Annotated in this window: 25 protein-coding genes and 1 tRNA gene; 7 read left to right on the top strand and 19 right to left on the bottom strand. The window is 64.5% G+C overall.

The genetic code is table 11. From position 1 onward, the window contains the following. Nucleotides 1-150: 150 nt before the first annotated feature. Both NYP18_RS03640 and mca read right to left on the bottom strand, forming a co-directional pair. Nucleotides 151-432, bottom strand: coding sequence for a hypothetical protein (locus NYP18_RS03640; RefSeq protein WP_259426819.1), 282 nt, complete (start codon nt 430-432; stop codon nt 151-153). 14 nt (nt 433-446) lie between these two features. Continuing rightward, nucleotides 447-1,322, bottom strand: coding sequence for a mycothiol conjugate amidase Mca (gene mca, locus NYP18_RS03635; protein ID WP_126119689.1), 876 nt, complete (start codon nt 1,320-1,322; stop codon nt 447-449). Nucleotides 1,323-1,487: 165 nt separating this feature from the next. On the opposite strand from mca, the gene NYP18_RS03630 reads away from it, so the two are divergent. From NYP18_RS03630 to NYP18_RS03615, 4 genes are all read left to right on the top strand, one after another. After that, complete coding sequence (locus NYP18_RS03630) at nt 1,488-1,949, top strand: DUF4307 domain-containing protein (RefSeq protein ID WP_259426818.1); 462 nt, start codon at nt 1,488-1,490, stop codon at nt 1,947-1,949. A 139-nt stretch (nt 1,950-2,088) separates the two neighbouring features. Beyond that, the gene (gene greA, locus NYP18_RS03625; protein ID WP_126119691.1) at nt 2,089-2,613 is read left to right on the top strand and encodes a transcription elongation factor GreA; all 525 of its coding nucleotides are present in this window, start codon (nt 2,089-2,091) and stop codon (nt 2,611-2,613) included. A gap of 41 nt (nt 2,614-2,654) precedes the next feature. After that, complete coding sequence (locus NYP18_RS03620) at nt 2,655-2,936, top strand: hypothetical protein (protein ID WP_259426817.1); 282 nt, start codon at nt 2,655-2,657, stop codon at nt 2,934-2,936. A 246-nt stretch (nt 2,937-3,182) separates the two neighbouring features. Beyond that, entirely contained in the window at nt 3,183-3,767 is a 585-nt protein-coding gene (locus NYP18_RS03615) for an SRPBCC domain-containing protein (protein WP_259426816.1), read from the top strand. Nucleotides 3,768-3,811: 44 nt separating this feature from the next. On the opposite strand, the gene NYP18_RS03610 is transcribed toward NYP18_RS03615, so the two are convergent. Continuing rightward, the gene (locus NYP18_RS03610) at nt 3,812-4,642 is read right to left on the bottom strand and encodes a Bax inhibitor-1/YccA family protein (protein ID WP_259426815.1); all 831 of its coding nucleotides are present in this window, start codon (nt 4,640-4,642) and stop codon (nt 3,812-3,814) included. A 222-nt stretch (nt 4,643-4,864) separates the two neighbouring features. On the opposite strand from NYP18_RS03610, the gene NYP18_RS03605 reads away from it, so the two are divergent. Together NYP18_RS03605 and NYP18_RS03600 are read left to right on the top strand one after the other, a co-directional pair. Next, entirely contained in the window at nt 4,865-6,226 is a 1,362-nt protein-coding gene (locus tag NYP18_RS03605; RefSeq protein WP_259426814.1) for a hemolysin family protein, read from the top strand. Then, nucleotides 6,223-7,248 carry a CNNM domain-containing protein gene (locus NYP18_RS03600; RefSeq protein WP_259426813.1) on the top strand — a complete coding sequence of 342 codons (1,026 nt, stop codon included), beginning with the start codon at nt 6,223-6,225 and terminating at the stop codon, nt 7,246-7,248. The genes NYP18_RS03605 and NYP18_RS03600 overlap by 4 nt, the downstream gene beginning before the upstream one ends. Here the strand turns inward: NYP18_RS03600 and NYP18_RS03595 are convergent. Beyond that, a complete protein-coding gene (locus NYP18_RS03595; RefSeq protein WP_259426812.1) occupies nt 7,235-8,119 on the bottom strand; it encodes a quinone oxidoreductase family protein in 885 nt (294 codons plus the stop codon). The two genes, NYP18_RS03600 and NYP18_RS03595, sit on opposite strands and share 14 nt — an antisense overlap. 40 nt (nt 8,120-8,159) lie before the next feature. Here NYP18_RS03595 and NYP18_RS03590 point away from each other — a divergent pair, with 40 nt between their 5' ends. Beyond that, complete coding sequence (locus tag NYP18_RS03590) at nt 8,160-8,636, top strand: nucleoside deaminase (RefSeq protein WP_259426811.1); 477 nt, start codon at nt 8,160-8,162, stop codon at nt 8,634-8,636. A 367-nt stretch (nt 8,637-9,003) separates the two neighbouring features. Here the strand turns inward: NYP18_RS03590 and NYP18_RS03585 are convergent, their stop codons facing one another. From NYP18_RS03585 to eno, 15 genes are all read right to left on the bottom strand, one after another. Next, on the bottom strand, nt 9,004-10,002 hold the full coding sequence (locus tag NYP18_RS03585) for a restriction endonuclease subunit S (protein ID WP_259426810.1): 999 nt from the start codon (nt 10,000-10,002) through the stop codon (nt 9,004-9,006). Next, on the bottom strand, nt 10,002-11,744 hold the full coding sequence (locus NYP18_RS03580) for an HsdM family class I SAM-dependent methyltransferase (RefSeq protein ID WP_259426809.1): 1,743 nt from the start codon (nt 11,742-11,744) through the stop codon (nt 10,002-10,004). The genes NYP18_RS03585 and NYP18_RS03580 overlap by 1 nt, the downstream gene beginning before the upstream one ends. 912 nt (nt 11,745-12,656) lie before the next feature. Further along, the gene (locus NYP18_RS03575; protein ID WP_259426808.1) at nt 12,657-13,412 is read right to left on the bottom strand and encodes a hypothetical protein; all 756 of its coding nucleotides are present in this window, start codon (nt 13,410-13,412) and stop codon (nt 12,657-12,659) included. Between the two features lie 4 nt (nt 13,413-13,416). After that, nucleotides 13,417-13,923, bottom strand: a complete 507-nt coding sequence (locus tag NYP18_RS03570; RefSeq protein WP_259426807.1) for a helix-turn-helix domain-containing protein — start codon at nt 13,921-13,923, stop codon at nt 13,417-13,419. A 367-nt stretch (nt 13,924-14,290) separates the two neighbouring features. Beyond that, the gene (locus NYP18_RS03565; RefSeq protein ID WP_259426806.1) at nt 14,291-14,920 is read right to left on the bottom strand and encodes an HNH endonuclease; all 630 of its coding nucleotides are present in this window, start codon (nt 14,918-14,920) and stop codon (nt 14,291-14,293) included. A 276-nt stretch (nt 14,921-15,196) separates the two neighbouring features. Next, complete coding sequence (locus NYP18_RS03560) at nt 15,197-16,339, bottom strand: DUF3631 domain-containing protein (RefSeq protein ID WP_259426805.1); 1,143 nt, start codon at nt 16,337-16,339, stop codon at nt 15,197-15,199. Further along, nucleotides 16,336-16,818 carry a hypothetical protein gene (locus tag NYP18_RS03555; RefSeq protein WP_259426804.1) on the bottom strand — a complete coding sequence of 161 codons (483 nt, stop codon included), beginning with the start codon at nt 16,816-16,818 and terminating at the stop codon, nt 16,336-16,338. The genes NYP18_RS03560 and NYP18_RS03555 overlap by 4 nt, the downstream gene beginning before the upstream one ends. A gap of 95 nt (nt 16,819-16,913) precedes the next feature. Beyond that, a complete protein-coding gene (locus NYP18_RS03550; RefSeq protein WP_259426803.1) occupies nt 16,914-17,144 on the bottom strand; it encodes a helix-turn-helix domain-containing protein in 231 nt (76 codons plus the stop codon). Nucleotides 17,145-17,375: 231 nt separating this feature from the next. After that, a complete protein-coding gene (locus NYP18_RS03545) occupies nt 17,376-18,596 on the bottom strand; it encodes a tyrosine-type recombinase/integrase (RefSeq protein WP_259426802.1) in 1,221 nt (406 codons plus the stop codon). A gap of 145 nt (nt 18,597-18,741) precedes the next feature. Beyond that, nucleotides 18,742-18,815, bottom strand: a tRNA-Leu gene (locus NYP18_RS03540). A gap of 16 nt (nt 18,816-18,831) precedes the next feature. Further along, nucleotides 18,832-19,203 carry a hypothetical protein gene (locus NYP18_RS03535; protein WP_259426801.1) on the bottom strand — a complete coding sequence of 124 codons (372 nt, stop codon included), beginning with the start codon at nt 19,201-19,203 and terminating at the stop codon, nt 18,832-18,834. Between the two features lie 8 nt (nt 19,204-19,211). Next, the gene (locus NYP18_RS03530; RefSeq protein WP_259426800.1) at nt 19,212-20,171 is read right to left on the bottom strand and encodes a Ppx/GppA phosphatase family protein; all 960 of its coding nucleotides are present in this window, start codon (nt 20,169-20,171) and stop codon (nt 19,212-19,214) included. Continuing rightward, the gene (locus NYP18_RS03525) at nt 20,168-20,725 is read right to left on the bottom strand and encodes a DUF501 domain-containing protein (RefSeq protein ID WP_259426799.1); all 558 of its coding nucleotides are present in this window, start codon (nt 20,723-20,725) and stop codon (nt 20,168-20,170) included. Before NYP18_RS03525 ends, NYP18_RS03530 begins: the two co-directional genes overlap by 4 nt. A 5-nt stretch (nt 20,726-20,730) precedes the next feature. Then, nucleotides 20,731-21,225, bottom strand: a complete 495-nt coding sequence (locus NYP18_RS03520; RefSeq protein ID WP_259426798.1) for a septum formation initiator family protein — start codon at nt 21,223-21,225, stop codon at nt 20,731-20,733. A 75-nt stretch (nt 21,226-21,300) separates the two neighbouring features. Beyond that, nucleotides 21,301-22,575, bottom strand: a complete 1,275-nt coding sequence (eno, locus tag NYP18_RS03515; protein WP_259426797.1) for a phosphopyruvate hydratase — start codon at nt 22,573-22,575, stop codon at nt 21,301-21,303. Nucleotides 22,576-22,603: the final 28 nt, after the last annotated feature.

Raw genomic sequence — 22,603 nt, 5'->3', positions numbered from 1 at the left:
TCGGCTCCGGGGTGTTCGTCGGTTCGCAGGCGGTTAGCGCGCAGGCGACACGGCGAGGCGGTGGTGGCTGTCACTCAGCCCCGGAGCCTCTCCAAAATAAAATCGCCAGACGAACATGACCTGCACTTTAACACAGGTCCCGGTTTCTGGCTAGAACCAGCTCTTCTTGCGGCGGTCCAGCAGCCCGGCCTCCTCCATGGCCTTGTCGACGGCCTCCTGGTCGAAGACGTCGAGGCCGTGGGCCTCGGCGAAGGCGCGCCGGCGGTTGTACCGGCTGTAGCGGCGGTGGAAGGCCCAGCCGATGGAGATCACCGCGACACCCAGCACGGCGAGGATGAGCAGGCCGATGGGCGAGGCCTTGCCGAACTCCGGCCCCAGGGGGCCGCCCTGCTGCTGCTGGGCGAGGATCATCAGGTCGGTGATGACATCCATGATCTTGTCTTCTCCTACTTCTTGTCCGCGGGGATGCCCGCGAACAGGTCATCCTCCGGGAGGGAGGTTGCCACACGGGTCTTCGCGAGTTCGAATTCCTCGGTCGGCCAGAGCTGCTGCTGGACCTCCGCCGGGGTGGCCAGGAACGCACCGGCCGGGTCGATCTGGGTGGCGTGCGCCCGCAGGGCGGCCTCCCGGTGGGGGAAGTACTCCGAGCACTCGACCTGGGTGGTCACCCGCGCCATGATGTCGGCGGGGTTGCGCTCCCAGCGCTCGAGCATCGGTCCGTAGGGGCTGGTGCGCCCCTCCGCGAGAAGCAGGTCGTGGAACATCTTCATGCGCTGGTGGACGAAGCCGTGGGTGTAGTACAGCTTCAGCGGGGTCCACGGCTCGCCGAGCTCGGGGGCGAAGTCCGGGTCACCGGCCTTCTCCCAGGCGATCATCGACGCCTCATGCACCTTGAGGTGGTCGGGGTGGGGATAGCCGCCGTTCTCGTCGTAGGTGATGATCACATGCGGTTTGAAGTCGCGGATGATCTTCACGAACTCCTCCGCCACGTCCATACCCGGGACGAGGGCGAAACAGCCCTCCGGCAGAGGCGGCAGCGGGTCACCCTGCGGCAGGCCGGAATCTTCGTGGCCCAGCCACACGTGTTCGACGCCGAGAGCCTCGGCGGCGGTGGCCATCTCCTCCCGGCGGATGTCGATGATGTTCTCCAGCACGCCGGGCCGGTCCATGGCAGGGTTGAGGATGTCACCGCGTTCCCCGCCGGTACAGGTGAGCACCATGGCCCGGTTGCCCTCGGCGGCGTAACGTGCCGTCGTCGCCGCACCCTTCGACGATTCGTCATCGGGGTGCGCATGAATAGCCAGGAGCCGGAATCCGCTCACGTGTCGCTTCCTTGTCTTGGTTTTCTCGGTTGTTCGTGGTGATACCAGGGGATATCAACCCCCACCATCCTAATGGGCCTGGCCGGTCAGTGGGAAAGCAGGTCCTCACCGGCCCATCCATTAGGATGATGCCGATCCACGTTCAGGTCTCCCAGAGGATGGTTGATGAGCTCTCCCGCTGCCCCCCGCCCCGAAGCCCGTTACGGGTCGGACCGCACACCGCAGAAGCCGGGAGGTGTCGGAGGCAAGATCGTCGCGGTGGTCGGTGTGCTCCTCATCGGCGCGATCATCATCGCCCTCGCCCAGTTCCTGGCCAACCGGGATACCCGGGACGTGACCATCTCCATGGTCTCGCACGAGCGTGTCGACGACTCCACCATGCGCCTGTGGGTCGACGTCACCCGGGACGATCCGGACGTGGCCTCCTACTGCATCGTCACCGCCATCAACTACGAGATGGCCGAGGTCGGCCGCCGGGAGCTGCTGATTGAACCTGGTGGGGACCCGATCCAGCGTTTCCAGGTGGACATCCCCTCCCGTGACCTGCCCGTCTCAGGCAGCGTCTACGGCTGCTCCACGCTCATCCCCGGCCATCTGACCATCGGGCCCGGCGACGCAGTCGAGTGATGTCGCCCCGGGCACCTGTGTTAAAATCCGGGGCAATTGTTCACACCGGTGGGTGACGCGCTTGCTGGGGGCACGAGGCTCCCCGTCGGATGTGCCCCACCGGACCCAGGGATAGGGAAGGCAGGGACGTCACTTAGCCATGGCTGAAAACCAGAAGCAGTACATCACCCCGGAAATGAAGGCGAAGCTCGAGCGTGAGCTGCAGGCACTGATCGATCACCGTCCGGCCGTCGCCGCGGAGATCAACGAGCGCCGCGAGGAGGGTGACCTCAAGGAGAACGCCGGCTACGACGCCGCCCGCGAGATGCAGGACCAGGAGGAGGCCCGCATCAAGCAGATCTCCGAGCTGCTGGCCAACTCCACCACTGAGCGTGAGGGTGTCGTCGAGGGAGTGGCCCTCGTCGGTTCGGTCGTCCACGTCTACTACAACGGCGACAAGGACGACAAGGAGACCTTCCTCATCGGCACCCGTGCCGCTGCGACGGATAACGAACACCTGGAGACCTACTCCGAGCACTCCCCGCTGGGTGCCGCCCTGCTGGGCGCACAGGAGGGCGAGACCCGGGAGTACACCGCCCCGAACGGGACGACCCTCAGCGTGACCCTCATGTCCGCGAGGCCCTACGATTCCCAACTTGCCGCAACGCCGCGCGCGGCCAAGTAATCTCGTATCCGAATTCAGTGACTACAGGGAGGATCCCCACCATGACCCGCATCTTCGCCCGCAAGGCTGCCGCAGTCGCCGGCGCCGCTTCGCTCGCTCTCGCGCTGGCCGCCTGCTCCCCGCCGAATGAGCAGCCCTCCGACCAGAAGGTCGAGACCGCCACTGAGTTCAGCGCTCCGCGGGCCACCGAGACCGAGACCGACGCGGAGGAGACCTCCGAGGCCACCACGACCACCACCCCGGCCAACGGTGCCGGTGGTGCTGACGGCAGCCTCATCGACGAGGACAGGCCTGATTTCGGGGACGTCACCACCCAGAACTAGACATACATGGCGTGATCATCGCGCGTCGCACCCGGGTCACCGGCGGGGTCCCCACCACCGCCACCGGCCCGGGTGCTGTTCTTTCCGCCTGCTCCCCGCCCAATGAGCAGCCCTACGCCCTGAAAGTGGACACGCCCGCGCCTCAGCGTGGAGGTCTCCCAGCCGGTTCAGGACCCGCAGGGGCTGGTATTCTCACGGCTGTCCGCCAACGGGGAACCCGTCATCCTCTGACCAGGGAGAAGAAAAGTGAACCTGCTCGACCAGATCCCGCTCGTCACGCGGCGGGTCGTCCGGGAGGGCGCCGGTGTCGGCGTCGAACTCTCCCGCACCTACCCCGCCTCCGAGGTCGACCTGTGGGATGCCCTCACCGATCCTGCCCGCCTGGAGAACTGGTTCGAGACGGTCAGCGGCGCTCTCAGTGAGGGCGGCCACTTCCGGTTGGCCGACAGCGGGGTCAGCGGCACGATCACCACCTGTACGCCGGAGCGGCTCCTGCGCCTGACGTGGGAGGACAACGACAATCTCAGCACCGTCGAGATCACCCTCTCCCCCGCCGATCCCGGCACGCGCCTGACCTTGACACACCTGGCCCCCGCCGATGAACACTGGGCGGCCTACGGCCCGGCAGCCGGCGGCATCGGCTGGGACAGCGCGTTGGTCGCGCTGGCCTTCCACATGGCGATGGACACCGACGCGCAGGAGGGCGAGGAGGAGGCCTTCATTCGCGAGGTCGCCCACCTCTGGGCCCGGGCGCTTGCCGACGCCGAGGGGGACTCCACCGCCGCCCGCGCCCAGGCTGACCGCACCATCGCCTTTTACCTGGGGGAATAAAAAAAATGGACCCGCAGCATGCGGGTCCATTTTTATCTGCGCTGTTAATTACCCCGGAAGTAGGACAGCAGGCGCAGGATCTCGGTGTAGAGCCAGACCAGGGTCACGGCCAGGCCGAGAGCCACACCCCAGGCCATCTTGGAGGGGGCGCCGGCACGGATCATCTTGTCGGCCGCATCGAAGTCGGAGAGGAAGCTCATCGCCGCCAGGCCGATGCAGACCAGGGAGAAGATGATGGCGATCATGCCGCCGTCACGCAGCGGGTTCGCGCCGGTGAACAGGGCCAGCAGGAGGTTGCCCAGGGCCAGGACCAGCACGCCGACCAGGGCGCCGGTCATGATGCGGTTGAACTTCGGGGTGACCTTGACTGCACCGGTCTTGTAGACGAAGAGCATGCCCAGGAACACACCGACGGTGCCCAGGACGGCCTGGCCGATGAGGATGCCAGCGTTGGCATCACCGACGAGCATACCGGAGAACAGCACCGAGATGCCGCCCACGAAGAAGCCCTCGAAGACCGCGTAGATGAGGGTCACGGCCGCGGAGCCGTACTTCTTTCCGAAGGTGGCCACCAGCACGGTGATCAGGCCGCCGATGGCGCCGACCATGGTCAGGAGCATGGCCACGCCGGGGTTGAACAGGGAGATGCCGAAGTTGATCACGGCGAACAGGACGATGACGCCGAGGGTCATGCCGGTCTTGGAGACGACATCATCGACGGTCATCGGGCGGTCGCCTGTGACGGTGGCCGGTGCCTGGCCATAACCCGCGTACGGATCGTTGTACCCCTGGGGCATACCCGAGGGGTAGGCGCCGCGCTGGGCGCCGCCCTTGACTGTGGTGAGTGAATTCATGACAGGGTTGCTGCTGCGCAAGATGTGACCCCGTACCTTTCTGTTCCTGTCCTTGTACGGACTTAAGCTTTGTACCCTGTACAACGTAACAAAACTGCCGTTAGTTCCCCCGGCGAGTGGTTATCCATTAAACTTCTCCCAACACATCCTGGAAAACTGAGAAAGCGTAGGTGGAATCTCCTCAATGGAGCCTCCCGAATGTTCATACCGTCCCTCTGACACCCGGCGCATGAGGGGGACGGCATGATCACCGCTGCCGCCATCCTGCTCTGCGGCATTCTCGTCATCGGGGTGATGATCGCACTCAACGCCTATTTCGTCGCCCAGGAATTCGCCTTCATGTCGGTGGACCGCACAGTCCTGCGCCGGCGCTCGGAGGAGGGCGACAGCAAGGCCCGTTCCGCCCTCCGGGTCACCGAACGCACCTCCTTCATGCTCTCCGGCGCGCAGCTGGGCATCACCGTGACGGGCCTGCTCGTCGGTTTCGCCGCGGAACCGCTGGTGGGCCGCCAGCTCGGCGTCCTGCTCGGCGGGGTCGGTGTGCCCACCGCCGTGTCCGTGGGCGTGGGCACCGTCCTCGCGTTGGCGGTGTCCACCATTGTGCAGATGATCTTCGGTGAACTCTTCCCGAAGAACTACACGCTCGCCGCCCCCCTGAAGTCCTCCCTGGCGCTGGCCCGGTCCACGTCGGGATACCTGAAGGTGTTCGGCTGGCTGATCCGCTTCTTCGATTACTCCGCCAATGCCCTGCTGCGACTGTTCCGGATCGAGCCGCTCGAGGACGTCGACTCCACCGCCACCCGGCGGGATCTCGAGCACATCGTCTCCGCCTCCCGGGACAGCGGTGACCTGGACACCGGGACCTCGCTGGTCCTGGGCCGCCTGCTCGACTTCCATGAATACGACGTCGAGCACGCCATGGTCCCGCGTTCCCGGACGGATGTGGTGGATCCCGCCGCCACCATCGGGGAGATCCGTGCGCTCATGGCCACGGCCCACACCCGTTATCCTGTGATCGATGCTGACCATGACCCGGTCGGCGTCGTCCACCTCAGGGACGTGCTGGGCACGGAGCTTCCCGACGCCACCCCGGTCACCGCTCTCATGCGGGAGCCTCTGGTCGTGCCCGAACTGATGCCGCTTCCCGCGGCGGTCGACGCCCTCGAGGAGGCGCACGAGAAGTTGGCGTGCGTCATCGACGAGTACGGCGGTTTCGTCGGCATCGTCACCGTCGAGGATCTGGCCGAGGAGATCCTCGGTGACGTCACCGACGAGCACGATGTCGAGGAGACCGAGGAGATCACCCCCACCGGTGAAGACACCTGGCTCGTCGACGGTGACACCCCGCTCGACGAGATCGAGCGGGTCATCGGCCACGACCTGCCCGAGGGGGATTTCGTGACCATCTCCGGGCTGCTCATCGCCCACACCGGCGGTCTGGTCGAGGAGGGTGAGGTCCACCGCATCGAACTCGCCCCGGAACCGGACGACCACGTCGAAGGCGGGGACGCCCCGCTACGCAGCCTGGACGTGCGGGTGGAGAAGATCGACCACCACGTGCCCGCCCAGGTCCGCATCGAACTGGTTGAGGAGGAGCGTTCATGAGCAACTGGTATGTCGCCCTGCCGTTGACGGTGCTCATCATCGCCGCCTCGGCATTCTTCGTCATCATCGAGTTCTCCCTGCTGGCTGCCCGCCGTAACCGTCTCGAGGAGACGGCGGAGACCTCGGCGTCCTCACGCGCCGCGCTGCGCAGTCTCAACGAGCTGACCATCATGCTCGCCGGCGCCCAGCTGGGCATCACCGTGGCGACGTTCGCCCTGGGTGCGGTCACAGAACCGTGGATCCACCATGCGCTGGTCGAGCTTCTCGACGGCACCCCGCTCCCACCCTTCGCCTCCAACATCGTGGCCTTCGCGCTGGCCCTGTTCATCGCGACGTTCCTGCATCTGGTCGTCGGCGAGATGGCGCCGAAGTCGTGGGCCATCGCCCACCCGGAGAAGGCGCTGACGCTCATTGCCCGGCCCGCCCGCGGCTTCATCACTGTCTTCCGGCCCCTGCTGATGTGGATCAACATCATCGCCAACCGGTTGGTGGCCCGGGCCGGTGAGGAGCCGGTCGAACGTGCCGCAGCGAAGGGTTACGACCCGGAGACGCTGCAGCACCTCGTCGAGCACTCCCGGGAACAGGGCGCCCTCGACGTGACCGACGCCACGCAGATCGCCGGGGTCATCGACCTCGATGTCCTCACCCTCGGTGACGCCGTCGCCCCGCGTGAGGTCCTGCCCGCCGGGGCCACCGTCGTCGATGTCCAGGAATGGGCCCGGTCCACCGGCCTCATGCGGGCGCTCATCGATGACAGTTCTGATGTCCCCCACCTGGTGCACGTGCGCGACACTCTGCTCGCCACCCCCGACTGCCCCGCGCGGGAGCACTCCCGGCCCAGCCTCGTGCTGCCCGAGTCGATGACGCTCTCCGAGGCGCTGGGCCGCATGCGCGCCAGTAATGAGCAGGTTGCGGTGGTCGTCGACGAGCGCGAGGGCGTCAGCGTGATCACCTGGGACGACATCCTCCGGCGCCTGTGGCCGCGCGTCGGCGAAGAGCTGGACCGCGCTAAGGGACAGTGACCACGACCTTGCCCGTGGCGTGACCGTCCTCCACGACGGCCTCAGCCAGGGGCAGGACGTCACTGACGGTGACCTGGGCTTCGCCTGAAGCAAGGAGCCGCGCCACCTCCCCGAAGACCTCGCGCGTGCGGCGGCGCGGGACATCGGTGCCACCCAGTTCCTTCACCGTCGGCTTGTCCGCCACCGAGACCAGCCGGTCGGTGAGTTCCGCCCCCTCCCGCAGGACGTCGCCGCCCACCAGGTCGAAGAGCGCCACCGGGTGTCCCGCCACCGCGCGGACCCGCTCCACCCACCCGGGGCCGGACTCCACATGGCGACCGCCCAGAGCCTCCACCAGCTCCTTCTTGCGGGCGGAGGCCACCCCGATGACATCGATGCCCCGCGCGGTGGCCAGGGAGGTCACCGCCGTACCCACCCCACCACCGGCACCGAGCACCACAAACTGCTCCCCCGCCTGCAGCTCCAGCATGTCAATCAGATCCAGGGCGGTTCCGTAGGCCACCGGAATGCACGCCGCGTGCTGCACATCCAGGCCCTCCGGGACGGGGGTGACGGAGGTGGCGGCGAGCAGCGCCTGCTCGCCGAAGGAACCGTGCCCGGAGGCGGAGGAACCGAAGACCAGCTGCCCCGGTTCAATGCCCGCAACCCCCTCCCCCACGGCGGCCACCGTTCCGGCGGCCTCCCGACCGAAGGCCATGGGGAAGATCACCTCGAAATCATTGGTGCCCTCGCGGGTGTTCAGATCACCGGGGTTGACGGAGGTGGCGTGCACGTCGATGAGCACTTCACCGGGGCCGGGAGTCGGGGCAGGCACCTGCAGGTGCTGCAGCACTTCGGGGCCACCATGGGAATTGAAACCGAAAATACGCATACCGACCATGCTAGAGAACAAGCCACCTATGCTGGCGGGCATGAGCATCTCTGATCTTGATCAACAATGGCTTGCCCGAGCCGTTGACCTGGCAGAACAAGCCCTGGAAAGCGGAAACGACCCCTACGGCTCCGTCCTCGTCGCCGCCGACGGCACCGAACTCTTCGCCGACCACAACCGCACCGCCGGCGGCGACGACACCCGCCACCCCGAATTCGCCATCGCCCGCTGGGCAGTGGAGAACCTCACCCCCGGGGGACGCTCAAAGGCCGTGGTGTACACCTCCGGCGAGCACTGCCCCATGTGCGCCGCCGCGCACGGTTGGGTCGGTCTGGGGCGCATCGTCTACGCGGCATCGGCGGAGCAGATCGCGGGCTGGCGTACGGAACTGGGGCGGCCGGCCGCACCCGTCGCCCCGATCCCCGCCCGGGATGTCATCCCCGATGTCGTCGTCGACGGCCCGGACGGGGAGCTGACCGAACGGGTGAAGGGGCTGTTCGAGAGGTCTCCGCGGTGAAGCCGTGGGATGGTGCGCAATATCTGACCGGGGGTGACGGACTGAGTGCGCATTATCCCAGTGCGCGCGCCCAAGCTTGATGCGTCAAGGTAACTTATTGCGCGCCTGCCCGGAAAGAAAAGTGCCCCCAGTCGGAAACCAACCATTTATGAGTATAGATCCAGCTCAGAAGGGACATTTTCGACCGGATTAACTAGGCCGTGGGCCCTAACGTGGTATCTGCTCCCTTTAGCCCCGCTGACTCATGTCCGCGAAACAGGCCACACCTTAACCAGATACCGCTGGACGGTCAGCGGGATGGACCGCGGGCTAGTGCTGGCCCAATATCCCCCGCTGCCTACTATTGCGTGCTGGTCAGCAGGTTTTTTTAATTGAACACGTCAGCTCGTTGCTTAACCTTTTTAGCGACATTCGAGATGTACGCCTCCATGTAGTCCCAGTCGGGTTCACCGTGATCAGCAACGGGAAGCTTGATCACGTCCTTCGAGATCTTGCCGGAGAAGGCTTTCTCATTGAAGGAATACTTAGACTTGTTGCGGCGCAGTGCAGCCGCGACAAACAACCCGTTCTTCTCGTTGAGTTTCTCATGATGGAGCAGGCTCACATCGTCTCCGGCTGTGAACTCGCCTGGCGCATAGAAGACGTCACCAAAAATGGTGTAAACAATACAGTTCTCAGCCAAGAACGCTGGATTACTAACGTGGTCAACCACGCCATTGTTAGTGTCGGAAGCCGAGTAGTATGGAACTCCACCGGGGCTCCGGTCCTGAGACTTTTGTCGAACGCCTCGTCGAATTTCGAACAACTCACCCACGACAAACTCACCCCACTCAGACACGTCCATCGGAGTCGAACTAACGATTTGTGACTCAAGATCGTCAGCACGCTTTTGAACGCCGTACTGGACGCGCTCGATTCGCGATTCCATGAACCCCCAGTCAGGTTCACCATCAGGTGTAACAGGAAGCTTGACCGTCAACCCATTCAAGGACTTCATGCGGAACTGGTCCGTATAATTGAATCGCGTACGAATAGTTGCCCGCAACGTCGCGGCAATAAACGCGTTGGCCCTTAGAGACTGCTCATTCTTGAAGACCAGAATGTTGTCGTCACAGATAAAGGGCTCAGTGCGTACGAAGACATTTCCGAACATATCAACGGTTACTGTCACCCCGGAATGCTCTTGATTAACTACTCGAGATGCGTCCACGTAATCCGCGATCCCGTAATTTTCGAAGCCTGCGGTCACTAGAGGCGTCTCACCGGGAATGCGGTCGCTGATCTTTAACCGATTACCCCGCACTATCGAGTCGAACAGGCTGACCACCAGGAACTCGCCCCAGCCAGATACATCAATTTCGGCCATCATTCATTACCGTCTTCGAAGGCGCCGTAAAGCGCCTGGTCTCCGAGGTCAGCAGCCAACTTCTTTACGTCCACGCCCCGATGGAAAAGCTCATAATCCATAACTACTTTGATGAAGTCTTCCTCGGTAATCGAAAACGGCTCCATCGGCGCTTGCCACGACAGGTGCTCCTTCGGGTCAATCCACTGAATTGAGTCGTGGCCCGATTGCTTGCGGATGATTTCAATCCACTCATCTTCAATCGCGGGCCACAGGTTGCGCACATCCTGTCGCCCCTGGTTCTTGACGGTGATCAGCCCGTCATCCTCGATGTTGCAGGCGAAGATCTCATGGCCATTCTGTGGTTCACCCGCTGTGAAGATGAAGATCGAGGTGGTGATTCCCACGCCCCAGAAGGTGTTCTCGGGGAGCTTGATGATCTTGTTCAGGCGGTTCTTCTTGAGAAGCTTCCTTCCGCCCGCCTTCTCCAGCTTCTTATCCGGCAGAATGAACGCGCAAATTGTGCCACGCTGCACTGAATCCAGAACATTTGCCACGATGTCCATGCCGCCGTACTTATTTTCGTAGGGCGGATTCATCAGCACCTTGGTGATTGGCTTCGACGCCATCCACTCAGCTGCCTCCTCATCGCGGGAGTCTAACTGCTCCAAGTTGGTCTTGCCGTCCTTATGGATCAGCATGTTGGCCGCGGCGAGGGCAAAGATCTCCTTGTCCTTCTCGATGCCGTAGAGCTGGTTCTGCTTAATCCTGGTAGCCTTTGCGCTGTTGACACCGCCCGCCTTCTCGATCATTACGTTCATGGCCCTAACCAGGAACGCACCGGAACCGCACGCGGCGTCGAGAACGTAGTCGTCCTCGTGAAGCCCAACCAGTCGAGTCATGAAGCCCGTGATGTGGTCGGGCGTAAATACCTGGCCATGCTCGGATTTGGGCTTGTAACGGTTGAACTCATTGAAGAAGATCGCCATGACGTCTTCGCCGGCCCAGCTATCCGAGTTTAGAAGCGTGGAAATCTCTTTAATCCAGCCGACGAAGTTGTCGATCGAATCCTGGCTTCCGCCATAAGCCATCTCAACTTTGCTGAATTGCTCGGACAGGTACTTCAACTTGAAATTCCGAGTGATGTGCTTCTGCAGTGACTTGTTTAGCTGATTCAGGATCGAATTGTGGAAGTTATCATAATCCATTCCGGGCGCAATCCAGGCCCCTTCACGAAGTGCAACTAGTGAACATGCAGTGAAGGTCATCCGTTGATACAAGTTCTTGACGCCGAAATCAAAATGCAACGTATTGTTAATGCGCTGTGTCAACGTGTAGATGCGCGTCTTGTCAATCGGCTTGTTGGTGGCAAGCTTGAGGTAGTAGCTCTTGTGCTCCAGCGTGGACGACACAGACTCCACTTCGACGTTGTTCATGAAGACACGGATATCGTCGTGGTTGTACAGGATACCGATGCAGATCTCGTACTTCGTGAGCACGATGTTGACGTTCTTCTTCAACTCGTCGACCCACTCCTGCCTGTCGAGCGAGTGAAGAGTGGATTTCGTCTCCAGGATGATCGCAGGCATCGCCTTGTTGTCCGGCAGATACCAACCATCTGGCTTATCAGCAACACCGCTGAAACCGAGGGAATTGAACGTGGTGATCTGTCCAGTGCCTTGCTGGACCTCGGGTTCCTTTGCAGAGAATCCTAGAATTTCGTCTGCGCTAGACCGCACCTGGTCTTCGGTAAGCGTCGCCATGGGGGTACTTTCTAAGGTGGAATAACGCGTATGTAACCTTGGGGACTCTAGCAGCACCCCTTCGCAACGAAAAATCGAAACGCCCAGCGTGCACGGCGTTTCTCCATCATTTTCACATTCAAGGTAGAGACCTAAGAATCAACTAGCCAATCACCATCTGTCGGCCCTTACCTTCTTCCTGTCCCCGGTCCGCCTACGCACCTGAGAGACACGCCCCTAGCGTGTTACACATCCGCATACACATCTAGCGAATTACGCGGTCCCCGCACAGCGACGGCGGTACGCCTTCTGCCGACATGCGGGCGAGCAGTACGCGGCCCCGGCCTTGCTGGTGAACGTGTCCCCGCATGTGTCACAGACGTGTTCCCGGTCCCCCACCGTCACCCGATACACCTTCTGGCGGCATGCGGTGGAGCAGTAGCAGCGGTGGCGGCGGGGATCGCGGGGATGACGTAGCGGGAGGTCGCAGGCTTCGCAGGCACCCACCGGAGTGTCCACGTACGCTTCCGGGCCCACCCACCGCAGATGGATTCCGCGCGGGTACGTCTCAGAGTGCGGCGGGTTGGGGGCGGTCGCGCAGGACTCACAGACCGGCTCCAGCGAGGTGGACCAGCGGCGTCCCACCTTCCGTGAGACAGCCAGGGGGTAGGCCGGGCGGGTGATGGTCAGGGTGTGCTCAGTGGAGCAACCGGGACAGAGAAGTGTCCTCATAGGTGTAACACTACTCCCCCGTTACGGGAAGTCGAACAGATCTGGATTTCAAGACCACCACCCCGCGCGCCGGGACCAGGGCATGAGGCGCCCCCCGCGGCCAGGCCACAACCAGACCAGGCGGCGGGGGTCACGATCACCAGGGGCCACGCTCAGCGGCGCACCACCACACCCACCAGACCCCACACCAGACCGACACGCTCACCCCTCCCCTACACGGGCCCGCAGCGCGTCAAGCACGGCCTGTCGGTGCTCACGGTCAGCCCGACGGCGCTCAGCGTCCGCGGTAGCCACCAGCGTCTCCCACCCGTCTAGGAACTCCCCCACCGACTCCAGGGTGGTCCCGGCGCGGTGCACCACCACACCACCGGCCACCAGCCACACCGGGGGTTTCTCCTCCCACGGATACCGGGCGATCAGGGCCGGATGGTCCCGGTCATCCGCAATCAACAGCACCTTGTCCCCGTCGAAGTTCACCCGCAGCAGGTGGGACTCAGCGGTGACGGCCAGGGCCTCCAGACGCCCAGCACGGGCCTGATGCTCAGCCTGTACCCGCTCACGCTCGGCGGCGTCGGCCCGCTCAGCAGCAGCGGCCAGGGTCTCACGCTCCCGCGCCTGACGCTCCAGGGCCACGGCCACGGCGTCCAGGCGGCCCATCTCCCGCTCCCAGGTGCTCACAGCCTCCCAGAGGACCCGGTGGGCCCGGTACCGGGCGACCATGACCGTCCCCGGCTCCGTGGGGTCACCAGGGGGCAGATAGCCCGCAGACCACCCGCCCAGGCGTTGGAACAGGCGCGGGGCGCTACGGCCTTCCTCCCACTCCGGGTAATCAGGGTGGTGATCCCCCGCGCCGGGTGCCGGTACCGGTGGGTCCACGGTGGTATCAGCGTCGGCGGTGGGCAGCACGTGCACGGCGAGGGCGGGCGGGGTGCTACGGCGGCGGTCGAAGATACCCACGGCCCTAGACCTCCCCGTCGGTGTAGTCGATCAGGTTGCCGTCATCGTCGCGCAGGGGGCGACCATCCGGGGTGTAGTCCAGGAAGTCCTCGTCACCGTAGCGCGGTGCTGGTGGGGTCTGGATAGCGTCCACCAGGTCGCGCACGGCCTTGTCCAGGTCGAGGTCGGTGTTACCCACGTCGATCCGCTCCGGGGCGTTCAGGCCCATGAGTCGGCAGCGTAGGGCGATCACTTTTAGGGCCCGGTCTACCGCTTGCAGGTCCCCGCTCAGCGCGGCCTCCCACACGGCGCGCTGGAGGGCGTCCAGGCGCTCCAGTTCCACCAGCCGTAAGGTGTCTACGTCCTCGGCGGGTACGTCGCGCAGGGCGGTGTCCAGGTCGGCCCAGGCGGTACCCACGGATACGTCGAGGGCTTCGGCTATCTCGCGGATGGTCAGGCCCTCGGTGCGGAGTCCTACAGCCCGTGCTCGGCGGTGGGCGCGGGCGATAGCTTCGGGGTCGGTTTTGCCCATGGCGGGGGTCCTCCATTGTTCAGGGTCCAGGGTTCAGCTGGTGTGGTGAACGTCTGTTCTCATGCTACCCCCGCATGGCGCTATCCCTATCACGGTTAGATACGGTGAGCAGGCGTTACCCGGCGCGGTTAGGGGACACCCCACCCCCACAGGCACGTACGTTCGAGGGCTTTGTTCCACCCCCTCGTTGGCCCAGCAGGACCACGGCAGCACCAGGCGCGCCGGATATCGCGCCCAGGGCCCCAAATCAGGGGCCAGATCAGGGCCAGCGGGGACGCCAGGATGTTATGGGGGCGGGTGGGACCCAAGCCCACCCGCCCCGGTTCAAAGGCTCATACGCGCTCACAGAGCGTCACTCGATTGTGACCTACCCGATGGGGTCACCCTCCCCCATGACCTGCCGGTAGTAGTCATCAGCGACCGTCTGGAGGTCCAGCTGCGGATGACGGCCCACGTACTTCCGCGCCCGCTCACAGGCCAGACATACCCGGTGGCCCCGGAGTAACCCCGATGGTTTCAGGTTCGCCCCGTCGAGCAGGTGACCACGCTTGCAGTGGGTCTTAGCGGCGCTGGGATGGGTGCGGTGGCGTACCGCGTCCAGGGTGTTCTCAGAGCGGGTACCCCATGCGAGATTGTCCACCCGGTTATCAGTCTTGTTGCCGTTGAGGTGACGGGCCTCCATCCCCTCCGGGCGCGGCCCGGTGAACGTCTCCAGCACCAGGACGTGCACGCGCCGGGTGTGGGGTACCCCGTACCGGTAGAGGGTCACCAGTGGGTAGCCCTTCACGTCGGTGGAGGTGATCAGTACCCGCCCCATGTTCAGCCCGCGCCCGTCCTGTCGGTAGGCGCTCAGCACACGGCCCTTGTCGCTGGCGAAGTAGTAGCCCTCCCAACCGGGTATCCACTTCCACGTCTCCGGGGTGGTCCCGTGGTAGGCCAGGCACACCTCGGCGGGGCGGCGGCGGGGGAAACAGCAGCAGTAGGCGTCAGCGGTCATCGACGGGTCCTTCCATGAGTCGACAGAGGGGTCCCGGCGCGGTCCCGTCCGATGACCTGTAGACCCTTTAGGTCGAGTAGGACGAGTAGGTCGAGTAGGACGAATAGGACGGATTTCGGCCAACTCGTCCTACGACTACCCGGCGTAGGACGACATGGGACGGGGACGTTTCCGCAGGTAGACGCGCCGGGCGTCCTACTCGTCCTACTCGTCCTACTCGTCCTACTACTTGTGGGACCCCCACCTGCCCTACGGGCCGTAGGCCCACAATTGGTCCTACGCCTCACGGGTCGGCCCACCCATCCCGAACGCATTCCAGGCCGGTTCCAGGTCCACGTAGAAGTATCCCCGGTGGCGGTCCCCGCCCGTCTCACGCACGGCGCGGATGTTGAAATGGTTGGCGAGCATACGGGCCAGGCCCTGCCGGGTCAGTTCCCCATAGTCGTGGTGTTTCCAGTAGTCCGGGTGGGTGGACTTCAACAGGGCGAGCAGTTCCATCGTGGGCATGAACGGCCTACCCTCGGTCCACACCTGCCGGATATGGTCGAGCAGCACGATATGGCGCGCGGTGCGTTGTAGACCGGCCTCACGGTCCATCTCCTGCCGCTCCAGGTCCGCGTCGATCAACTCCAGGCACCGGCCAGGCCAGTGACCACCCGCGGCGTAAGCGACCCGCAGCAGCGGGGCCCACCGTTCACGGTTACGGCCCTTCAACCCCTCGGGGTACTCCGGTCGAGTGGTCCGCACGTCCTCCCGCACGTAGTCGGCCCATGTTTCGATCCGGGCGTGGAGGTCCAGCGCGCCCTGTTCGATCAGTTCCCAGTCGCTATCTTCCACGGTGCCCTCGGTATCCGGGAGCAGCAGCACGCGGATACAGCGTGAACGGGTGTCGTCGGGCAAGTCAGGGGCGTTACCGGCCATAGCGACCGGCCCGAACGTGGGCATTTCCCGCGTAGCCCAGCCGCCTTCACGGTCAGGGATCAGCACAGGTCGAGACGCGCCGCGCCGGTAACCGGAGTTCAGGACGGCCAGCAGTTCGGATACCCCCTCAGCCTTGGGGTTCAGGGTCCGGTCGGCTTCATCGACCAGGACGGTACGCGGCCCGTGTTCCAGGAACCGGACCAGTAGCGACGGTGAGGACAAAGACGCGGCCTGCATGGGCTTGTGGCACAACCGGTTGAGGTGGTCGAGCACGGTCGTCTTACCCGAACCAGGTACCGGGGAGTCCAGCAGCAGGCGGGGCGAGGTGTACAACGCCAGGGCCAGGTGGGTATGAACAGCCCATAGGACAAGGGTGTGCAGGTCACCCGGTTGTGCGGTCTTGATGTACCGGTCCATCCACGCGGCAAGGTCATCCAGCAAGGCGGCCCCCATGTCGTCGGCGGTCCGCTCGATACCACACGAATCAACGGCAGTCATTGGTCCTCCTCCACGGTGAGCCCGGCGCGGATAGCCACCGCAAGCAGGGCCGGGAGGTGCCTCAGCGCACCGGTGAGGTCACTGTCCCCACCGTGACGGCCTGCTTGTACCAGGGCCTCACCCGCAGCTACGCAGGCACGACGCAGGCGCAGGCGGCGGAGGTCAGCCACAATATCCACTACCCAGCACTCCGGTACCGGGTTGATCCCGGCGGCGAGGTCTAGCAGAAGCTCACGGACGTGGGGGTGGTCCAGGTCGCCGGTACGGCTCAGGTCGAGCTGGACTGCAACGGGGAACGAGACCGGGTGGTGATCGTCTCCATCATCGACCTGTTTCCGCGCGCACCGGGCAACCGCAGTGAGAATCACCCGGTGTTGGGGGCGGTGAACGTCGTGGGGTTCCAGGCCGTCGAGGATGCCGAGGACGCGCCGGGCAGGGAGAGTCAGCAGGACGCGGAGGAACGGGGTTTCAATGTCCACCCCATTGAGGGTGGTATCGTCAGGCGTAGACACTGCCCCGTGTTCTGGTGCCCCCGTCATTGCCCCGGCGGGGGTATTTCCATGCGGCATGTCGATCACCGCAGCCCAAACAGACGGTTATGGGGGTCCATACCCGCGGTGGGAATAGGGCGGATGTAGTCGAGGACGTCCTGCTCCATGACGCGTAGGGAGCGGCCTACTCGGTAGCCTGCGAGTTCACCGCGGGAGATCATCCGGCGGATGGTGTCGTCAGATACTCCGAGGACGTCAGCGGCCCAATTAACGGGACGGAGCTTCGGGTGGTTGGTAGATGAGGTATCGCCCAAGGAAGGCATGTCTGAGAGCCCTTTGTTGAAACGGAGGGCCTCTCATTACCCTGCTCTACGGGCCCGATGCCTGGAGCAGAGGCGCTGTGTTACAGCGCGGTAGCCGGGGCGTGAGCCCGGGCCCTACTTCCGGCGGGTGGAGCTTCAAGTCCGGTAAGTAGTAGATCCATAATACCGCACCTCTTGCACGTGTCCAGAAGGAGCGCACACCAGGGCATACGTTACTCATCCCTACTGTTCAGAGATCGGTCTACGCTCGGGGATCAGCTCGTTCATCGCATCAGCCGCCCGCTTCTCGAAACCCTTCATGGACCGCTGATACTCCATCAACTGCTCCACCGTCTCATGACCCATCAGGCGGCGGGCCTCCTCTAGGGCCACCACGCCCGAGTTCACCAGCCACGTACCGTAAAACCGACGGCAGTCATGAGGGGTCACCTCCGGCCTCCCAGCCCTCCCCTTCGCCGTAGCGAACGGCTGACGGAAGTGAGTGTCCATCATCTGCCTACCGGTGCTGGTGGTGATGATGAGGGCATCCTTGTCAGGCTTGACGTACTCCTCCACGTGAGCGCGTAGCTCGGCCGCCACCTTCTCCGGCAGTTGAATGTCCCGGTTACCCGCCGGGGTTTTGGGGGAATTGAGGACCACCAGCACCTGCTTCCCGGTGGCCTCGTCCTTGACGCGTTGGACGTTGCGCCGTACCCGTACGATCACCGCTCCAGTGCCGTTAAGGCCGATGAGGTCAGCACTTCTGAGTTCGAGGACTTCCCCGAGACGTAAACCCGCCCAGCACATGAGGGACACGGCGATACGGTAGCGGGCGGGCATGGCGTCGATGATGGTGAGGACCTGCTCGATGGTGAGGACATCATGGTCCCGGGACTTCGGGCGGGGTGCTATTCCGGCCCCTTTGATCTGTACCGGGTTTTCGGTGAGTAGATCATGTTCTACGGCGAACTGGAACGCGGTACGCAGGCGCTTGTACGCGAAGGAGTTGCTGTTACCGGTCGTCGGCCATGTGGCCTGTACTTCCTTCCACCAGCGGCGGATACGCTCACGGTCCACTTTGGCAATGGGTTCGGCGGCCAGGGAGTCGAAACCGGGCCGGGAGGGGCCGAGGACACGGGGGCTCAGCTTTCCGCGGTGGGAACTGATCGTGGATGCCTTGTATGTGCTCTCGGTGAGCCACCGGTCAATGAGTTCCCGCACGGTGATGCTGGCGCGGACCTGTTCGGCTTTCCGGTCTGCCGGTGGGGTCCAGATGCCCAACTCGATGAGGCGTTCCTCAGCGTTGAGCCAGGCCTCTGCATCGGTACGGCGATAGAACGTGTGCGGGGCCTTATGAGCGTAGCGCTCGGTTCCAGGCGGGTAGGTGTAGCGGGCGCGCCATTTCCCTGAGGGCAGTTGCTCGGCTTTACCGAAAGAGCGGCGGGTGGTTCTGCGACGGGCCATCGTGGTCTCCCGTGGGCCTATTCGTGGTCTCTGTGGTGCATACCGGCGCGGTTGGTGCGGTATTTGCGGTGCGTTAGGATCACGCTAACATGCAGCTCAACACAAGAAAACCCCGTCTCACCTCGGGGAGGTGAAACAGGGCTAGTGCCCCCAGTCGGGTTCGAACCGACACTGAACGGATTTTAAGTCCGCCGCCTCTGCCAATTGGGCTATGGGGGCCTGCAGGTTCCCTATTTTAGGTCATACCCCGTCGGTGTCCGGTCAGCAGGGCCCACAGGACAGGCAGTTGTCCAATTCCGAAGGCCGCGGGAACGAGAACGAGCAGGTCCATGTTGCGTGCGGCGACCGACCAGACGAAAACCAGGCCCATGCCTGCGCCGCTGAGGATGTGGCCACGCAGCATCAGTCGGGGACCGACCTTCTCCAGCAGACCGGTGCCGAAGGCCACCGCCCAGAAGACGATGCCCAGGTAACCCGGCAACAGGTACAGCAGTCCGAGTTCTGCGAGGGTACGCGGCAGGGTGCCCAGCAGATAGGCGATGACGTGGGCGCCGCACACGGCGCTGGCCCAGGATGCCCACCGGTAGACGGACCTGGCCGGAGACAACACCTGTGTCAGACCCCGATCCTGTCCTTCAGTCCGGCGACGATGCCGTCGAGGATGTCCTTCTCGCTGATGACGAAGCTGTCGGTCTTCGTCTCCTTCTCCAGCATGTCCATGATGCCTTCGACGACCATGCTGCCACCGCCGAGGACGTCCGCACGCCCGGGGTGCACGACCGGGTTGAGGGCACGCGTCTCCGAGGTCTGGTGCCGGATCTCGCGGGTGAGCAACCGTAGGGCGGAGAAGCGCAGTACGGAACCGTGGATCTCCTGCGGATCGTAGGTCTCCAGACCCTGGGCGAGGGCGGAGAGGGTGGTGAAGGTGCCGGCCACCCCGACGATCGTGCGGGCCTTGGCGATGGGCACGATCTTGACTGCATCCGCCAGCCGTTCGGCGATGTACTCCGCCGCAATCTCGGTCTCGGTCTCGGTGGGCGGATCGGAGCGCATGATGCGCTCGGTGATGCGCACGCAGCCCATCTGTGTGGAGTGCGCACCCAGTACCTCGCCCTCGGCGGTGCCCACGATGAACTCGGTGGAACCGCCACCCAGGTCGATGACGCAGAAGGGGCCGGTGGAGGCGTCAAGGTCGGTGATCGCGCCGCGGAAGGACAGGGCGGCCTCCTCTTCCCCGGAGATGACCTCGGCCCGGGCCCCGGGGGTGATGCGGCCGAGAAGTTCGGCGGTCATGGCGAAGAACTCGTCCCGGTTGCTCGCGTCCCGGGTGGCGGAGGTGGCGACCATACGGACTGCCTTGACCTGCTCAAACTCCATGATCCCGACGAAACGCTCGAGCGCTGCGCGGGTCCGGGCGAGTGCCTCCGGGTCGAGTTCCCCGGTGGCGTCAACACCCTGGCCGAGCCGGACGATCTCCATGGTGCGGGTGACCTCACGGGTGACGCCGCCGACGATGTCGCAGATGAGCAGGCGGATGGAGTTGGTGCCGCAGTCGACGGCCGCCACACGGGTCATTTGGCGGCCTCCTGGTAGAGCTCGTCGAACTGGTGGGCATCGAAGCCCAGTTCCCCGCAGGTGGGCCAGTCGGCCGGTACGGCGGTGCCGCGCAGTGCTCCGCGGTCGGCGGCCAGGGCCACAGCCTCGGTGCCGAAGCGGACGCGCCCCGGCCCCTCGGCGAGTGCGTAGGCGATGAGCACATGCAGACACTTGACCCGGTCAGGCATGCCGCCGCCGGTGAAATCGGTGCCCAGGTCGTCGAGCTTGTTGCGCTCGGCGAGGTAGTGGTCGTGTGCGGCGCGGTAGTCGGCCTGCAGGGCCTCGTCTGCGGCCAGCCGTTCCTCCATCCACTTCATCACGTGGGCGACCTCGAGGCGGGAGGCCTCGGCGGTCAAGCGCGGGTCGGTGAGGTAGTACAGGGTGGGGAACGGGGTGCCGTCGGGGAGCCTGGGTGAGGTCTTCACCACGCCGGGTGCGCCGTCGGGGGTGCGGTAGGAGATGTCCAGGACTCCTCGTGGTGCACGTCCGAGCTGCTTCTCGACGGCCGCCAGATCTGCATCGTTGACAGTCATGGCGATCATTCTTCCATGAGCACGCCACCGGGGTCGTCTGCGGGCGGGGTTGCGACGGAATCCCACAGGATCTGGTACCAGCTGAGCTCCTCGATGAGCTTCTCCGCGGAGGTGGTCACCGTGGAGTCCGTCTCCATGCCGGGGTCGATGACGCGGAAGGCGATCTCACCTGGTTCGATGAGTCCGAGGCGGCGCCGGGCCTCCTCCCGGACATAGGCCTCGTCCTCATATTTCTCGATCTCGGTCAGCAGGCGTTCCTTCTCCGCCTCCTTCGCCACGATGGCCTCGTTGAGGCGGGCGATCTCGGAGCGGCTCTGGAAGTAGTTGCGCAGTGGTACGGCGATGGTCACCAGCACCAGGATGGTCACCAGCACCAGGACGCCGATCTCCGCGGTGCTCAGGCGCACCTTCGGTCGTTTCGGGCGGCGCGGCTGAAGATCGGCGGCACGGGTGACCACCGGCACGGTGTGCCGGGAACGGGAGGAGGATTCGGGCGCCATAGGTCCTCAATGATAGGGGACGCCCCGGCCGCACCGTGTATTCCACGGTGCGGCCGGGGCGTCGGCAGGCGGGCGCTACTTGAAGCGCGGGAAGGCGGAGCGGCCGGCGTAGACGGCTGCCTCACCCAGCTCCTGCTCGATGCGCAGCAGCTGGTTGTACTTGGCCACACGGTCGGATCGGGCCGGGGCACCGGTCTTGATCTGGCCGCAGTTGAGGGCGACGGCCAGATCGGCGATCGTGGTGTCCTCGGTCTCACCGGAGCGGTGCGACATCATGGAGGTGTAGCCGGAGCGGTGCGCCAGCTCGACGGCGTCGAAGGTCTCGGTGAGGGTACCGATCTGGTTGACCTTGACCAGGATGGAGTTGCCGGCCTTCTTGTCGATGCCCTCCTGGAGACGGACCGGGTTGGTGACGAAGAGGTCATCGCCGACGATCTGGACCTTCTCGCCGATGGCGGCGGTCAGGGAGACGTAGCCCTCCCAGTCGTCCTCCTGCAGCGGGTCCTCGATGGAGACGATCGGGTACTCGTCGACCAGGTCACCGTAGACCTTGGCCATCTCCTCAGCGTTCAGCTCGCCACCCTCGAAGTGGTACTTGCCGTCCCTGAAGAACTCGGAGGAGGCCACGTCGAGCGCGAGCGCGATGTCCTTGCCCGGCTCGAAGCCGGCCTTCTTGATGGCCTCCAGGATCAGATCCAGTGCCTCGCGGGTGGAGTCGACGGAGGGGGCGAAACCGCCCTCGTCGCCCAGTCCGGTGGACAGGCCCTTGTCCTTGATCACGGACTTCAGCGCGTGGTAGACCTCAGCGCCGGCGCGCAGTGCCTCGGAGAAGGAGTCGAATCCGATGGGGGCGATCATGAACTCCTGGACGTCGACACCAGAGTCGGCGTGGGCGCCACCGTTGATGATGTTCATCATCGGCACCGGCAGGACATGCGCGTTCGGGCCACCGATGTAGCGGTAGAGCGGCAGGCCGGCGGACTCGGCGGCGGCACGGGCCACGGCCATGGACACGCCCAGGATGGCGTTGGCGCCCAGGCGGGACTTGTTGTCGGTGCCGTCCAGCTCCAGCATGGCCATGTCAATCAGGCGCTGGTCGTCGGCCTCGAGGCCGGCCAGCTCGTCGGCGATCTCCTCGTTGACGTTCTCGACAGCCTTCAGCACACCCTTGCCCAGGTAGCGGTCGCCACCGTCACGCAGCTCATGTGCCTCGTGGACGCCGGTGGAGGCGCCGGAGGGGACGCCGGCGGTGGCGAGGGTACCGTCATCGAGGACGACGCCGGCCTCGACGGTCGGGTTGCCACGGGAATCCATGATCTCTCGGGCGAAAACGTGAATGATGTCAGCCACTTTGGGCCTCCTAAAGCCATCTTGGGGT

Source organism: Corynebacterium lemuris, assembly GCF_024919295.1.
Taxonomy (GTDB): domain Bacteria; phylum Actinomycetota; class Actinomycetes; order Mycobacteriales; family Mycobacteriaceae; genus Corynebacterium; species Corynebacterium lemuris.
This window is presented reverse-complemented; position numbering and strand designations above follow the sequence as displayed.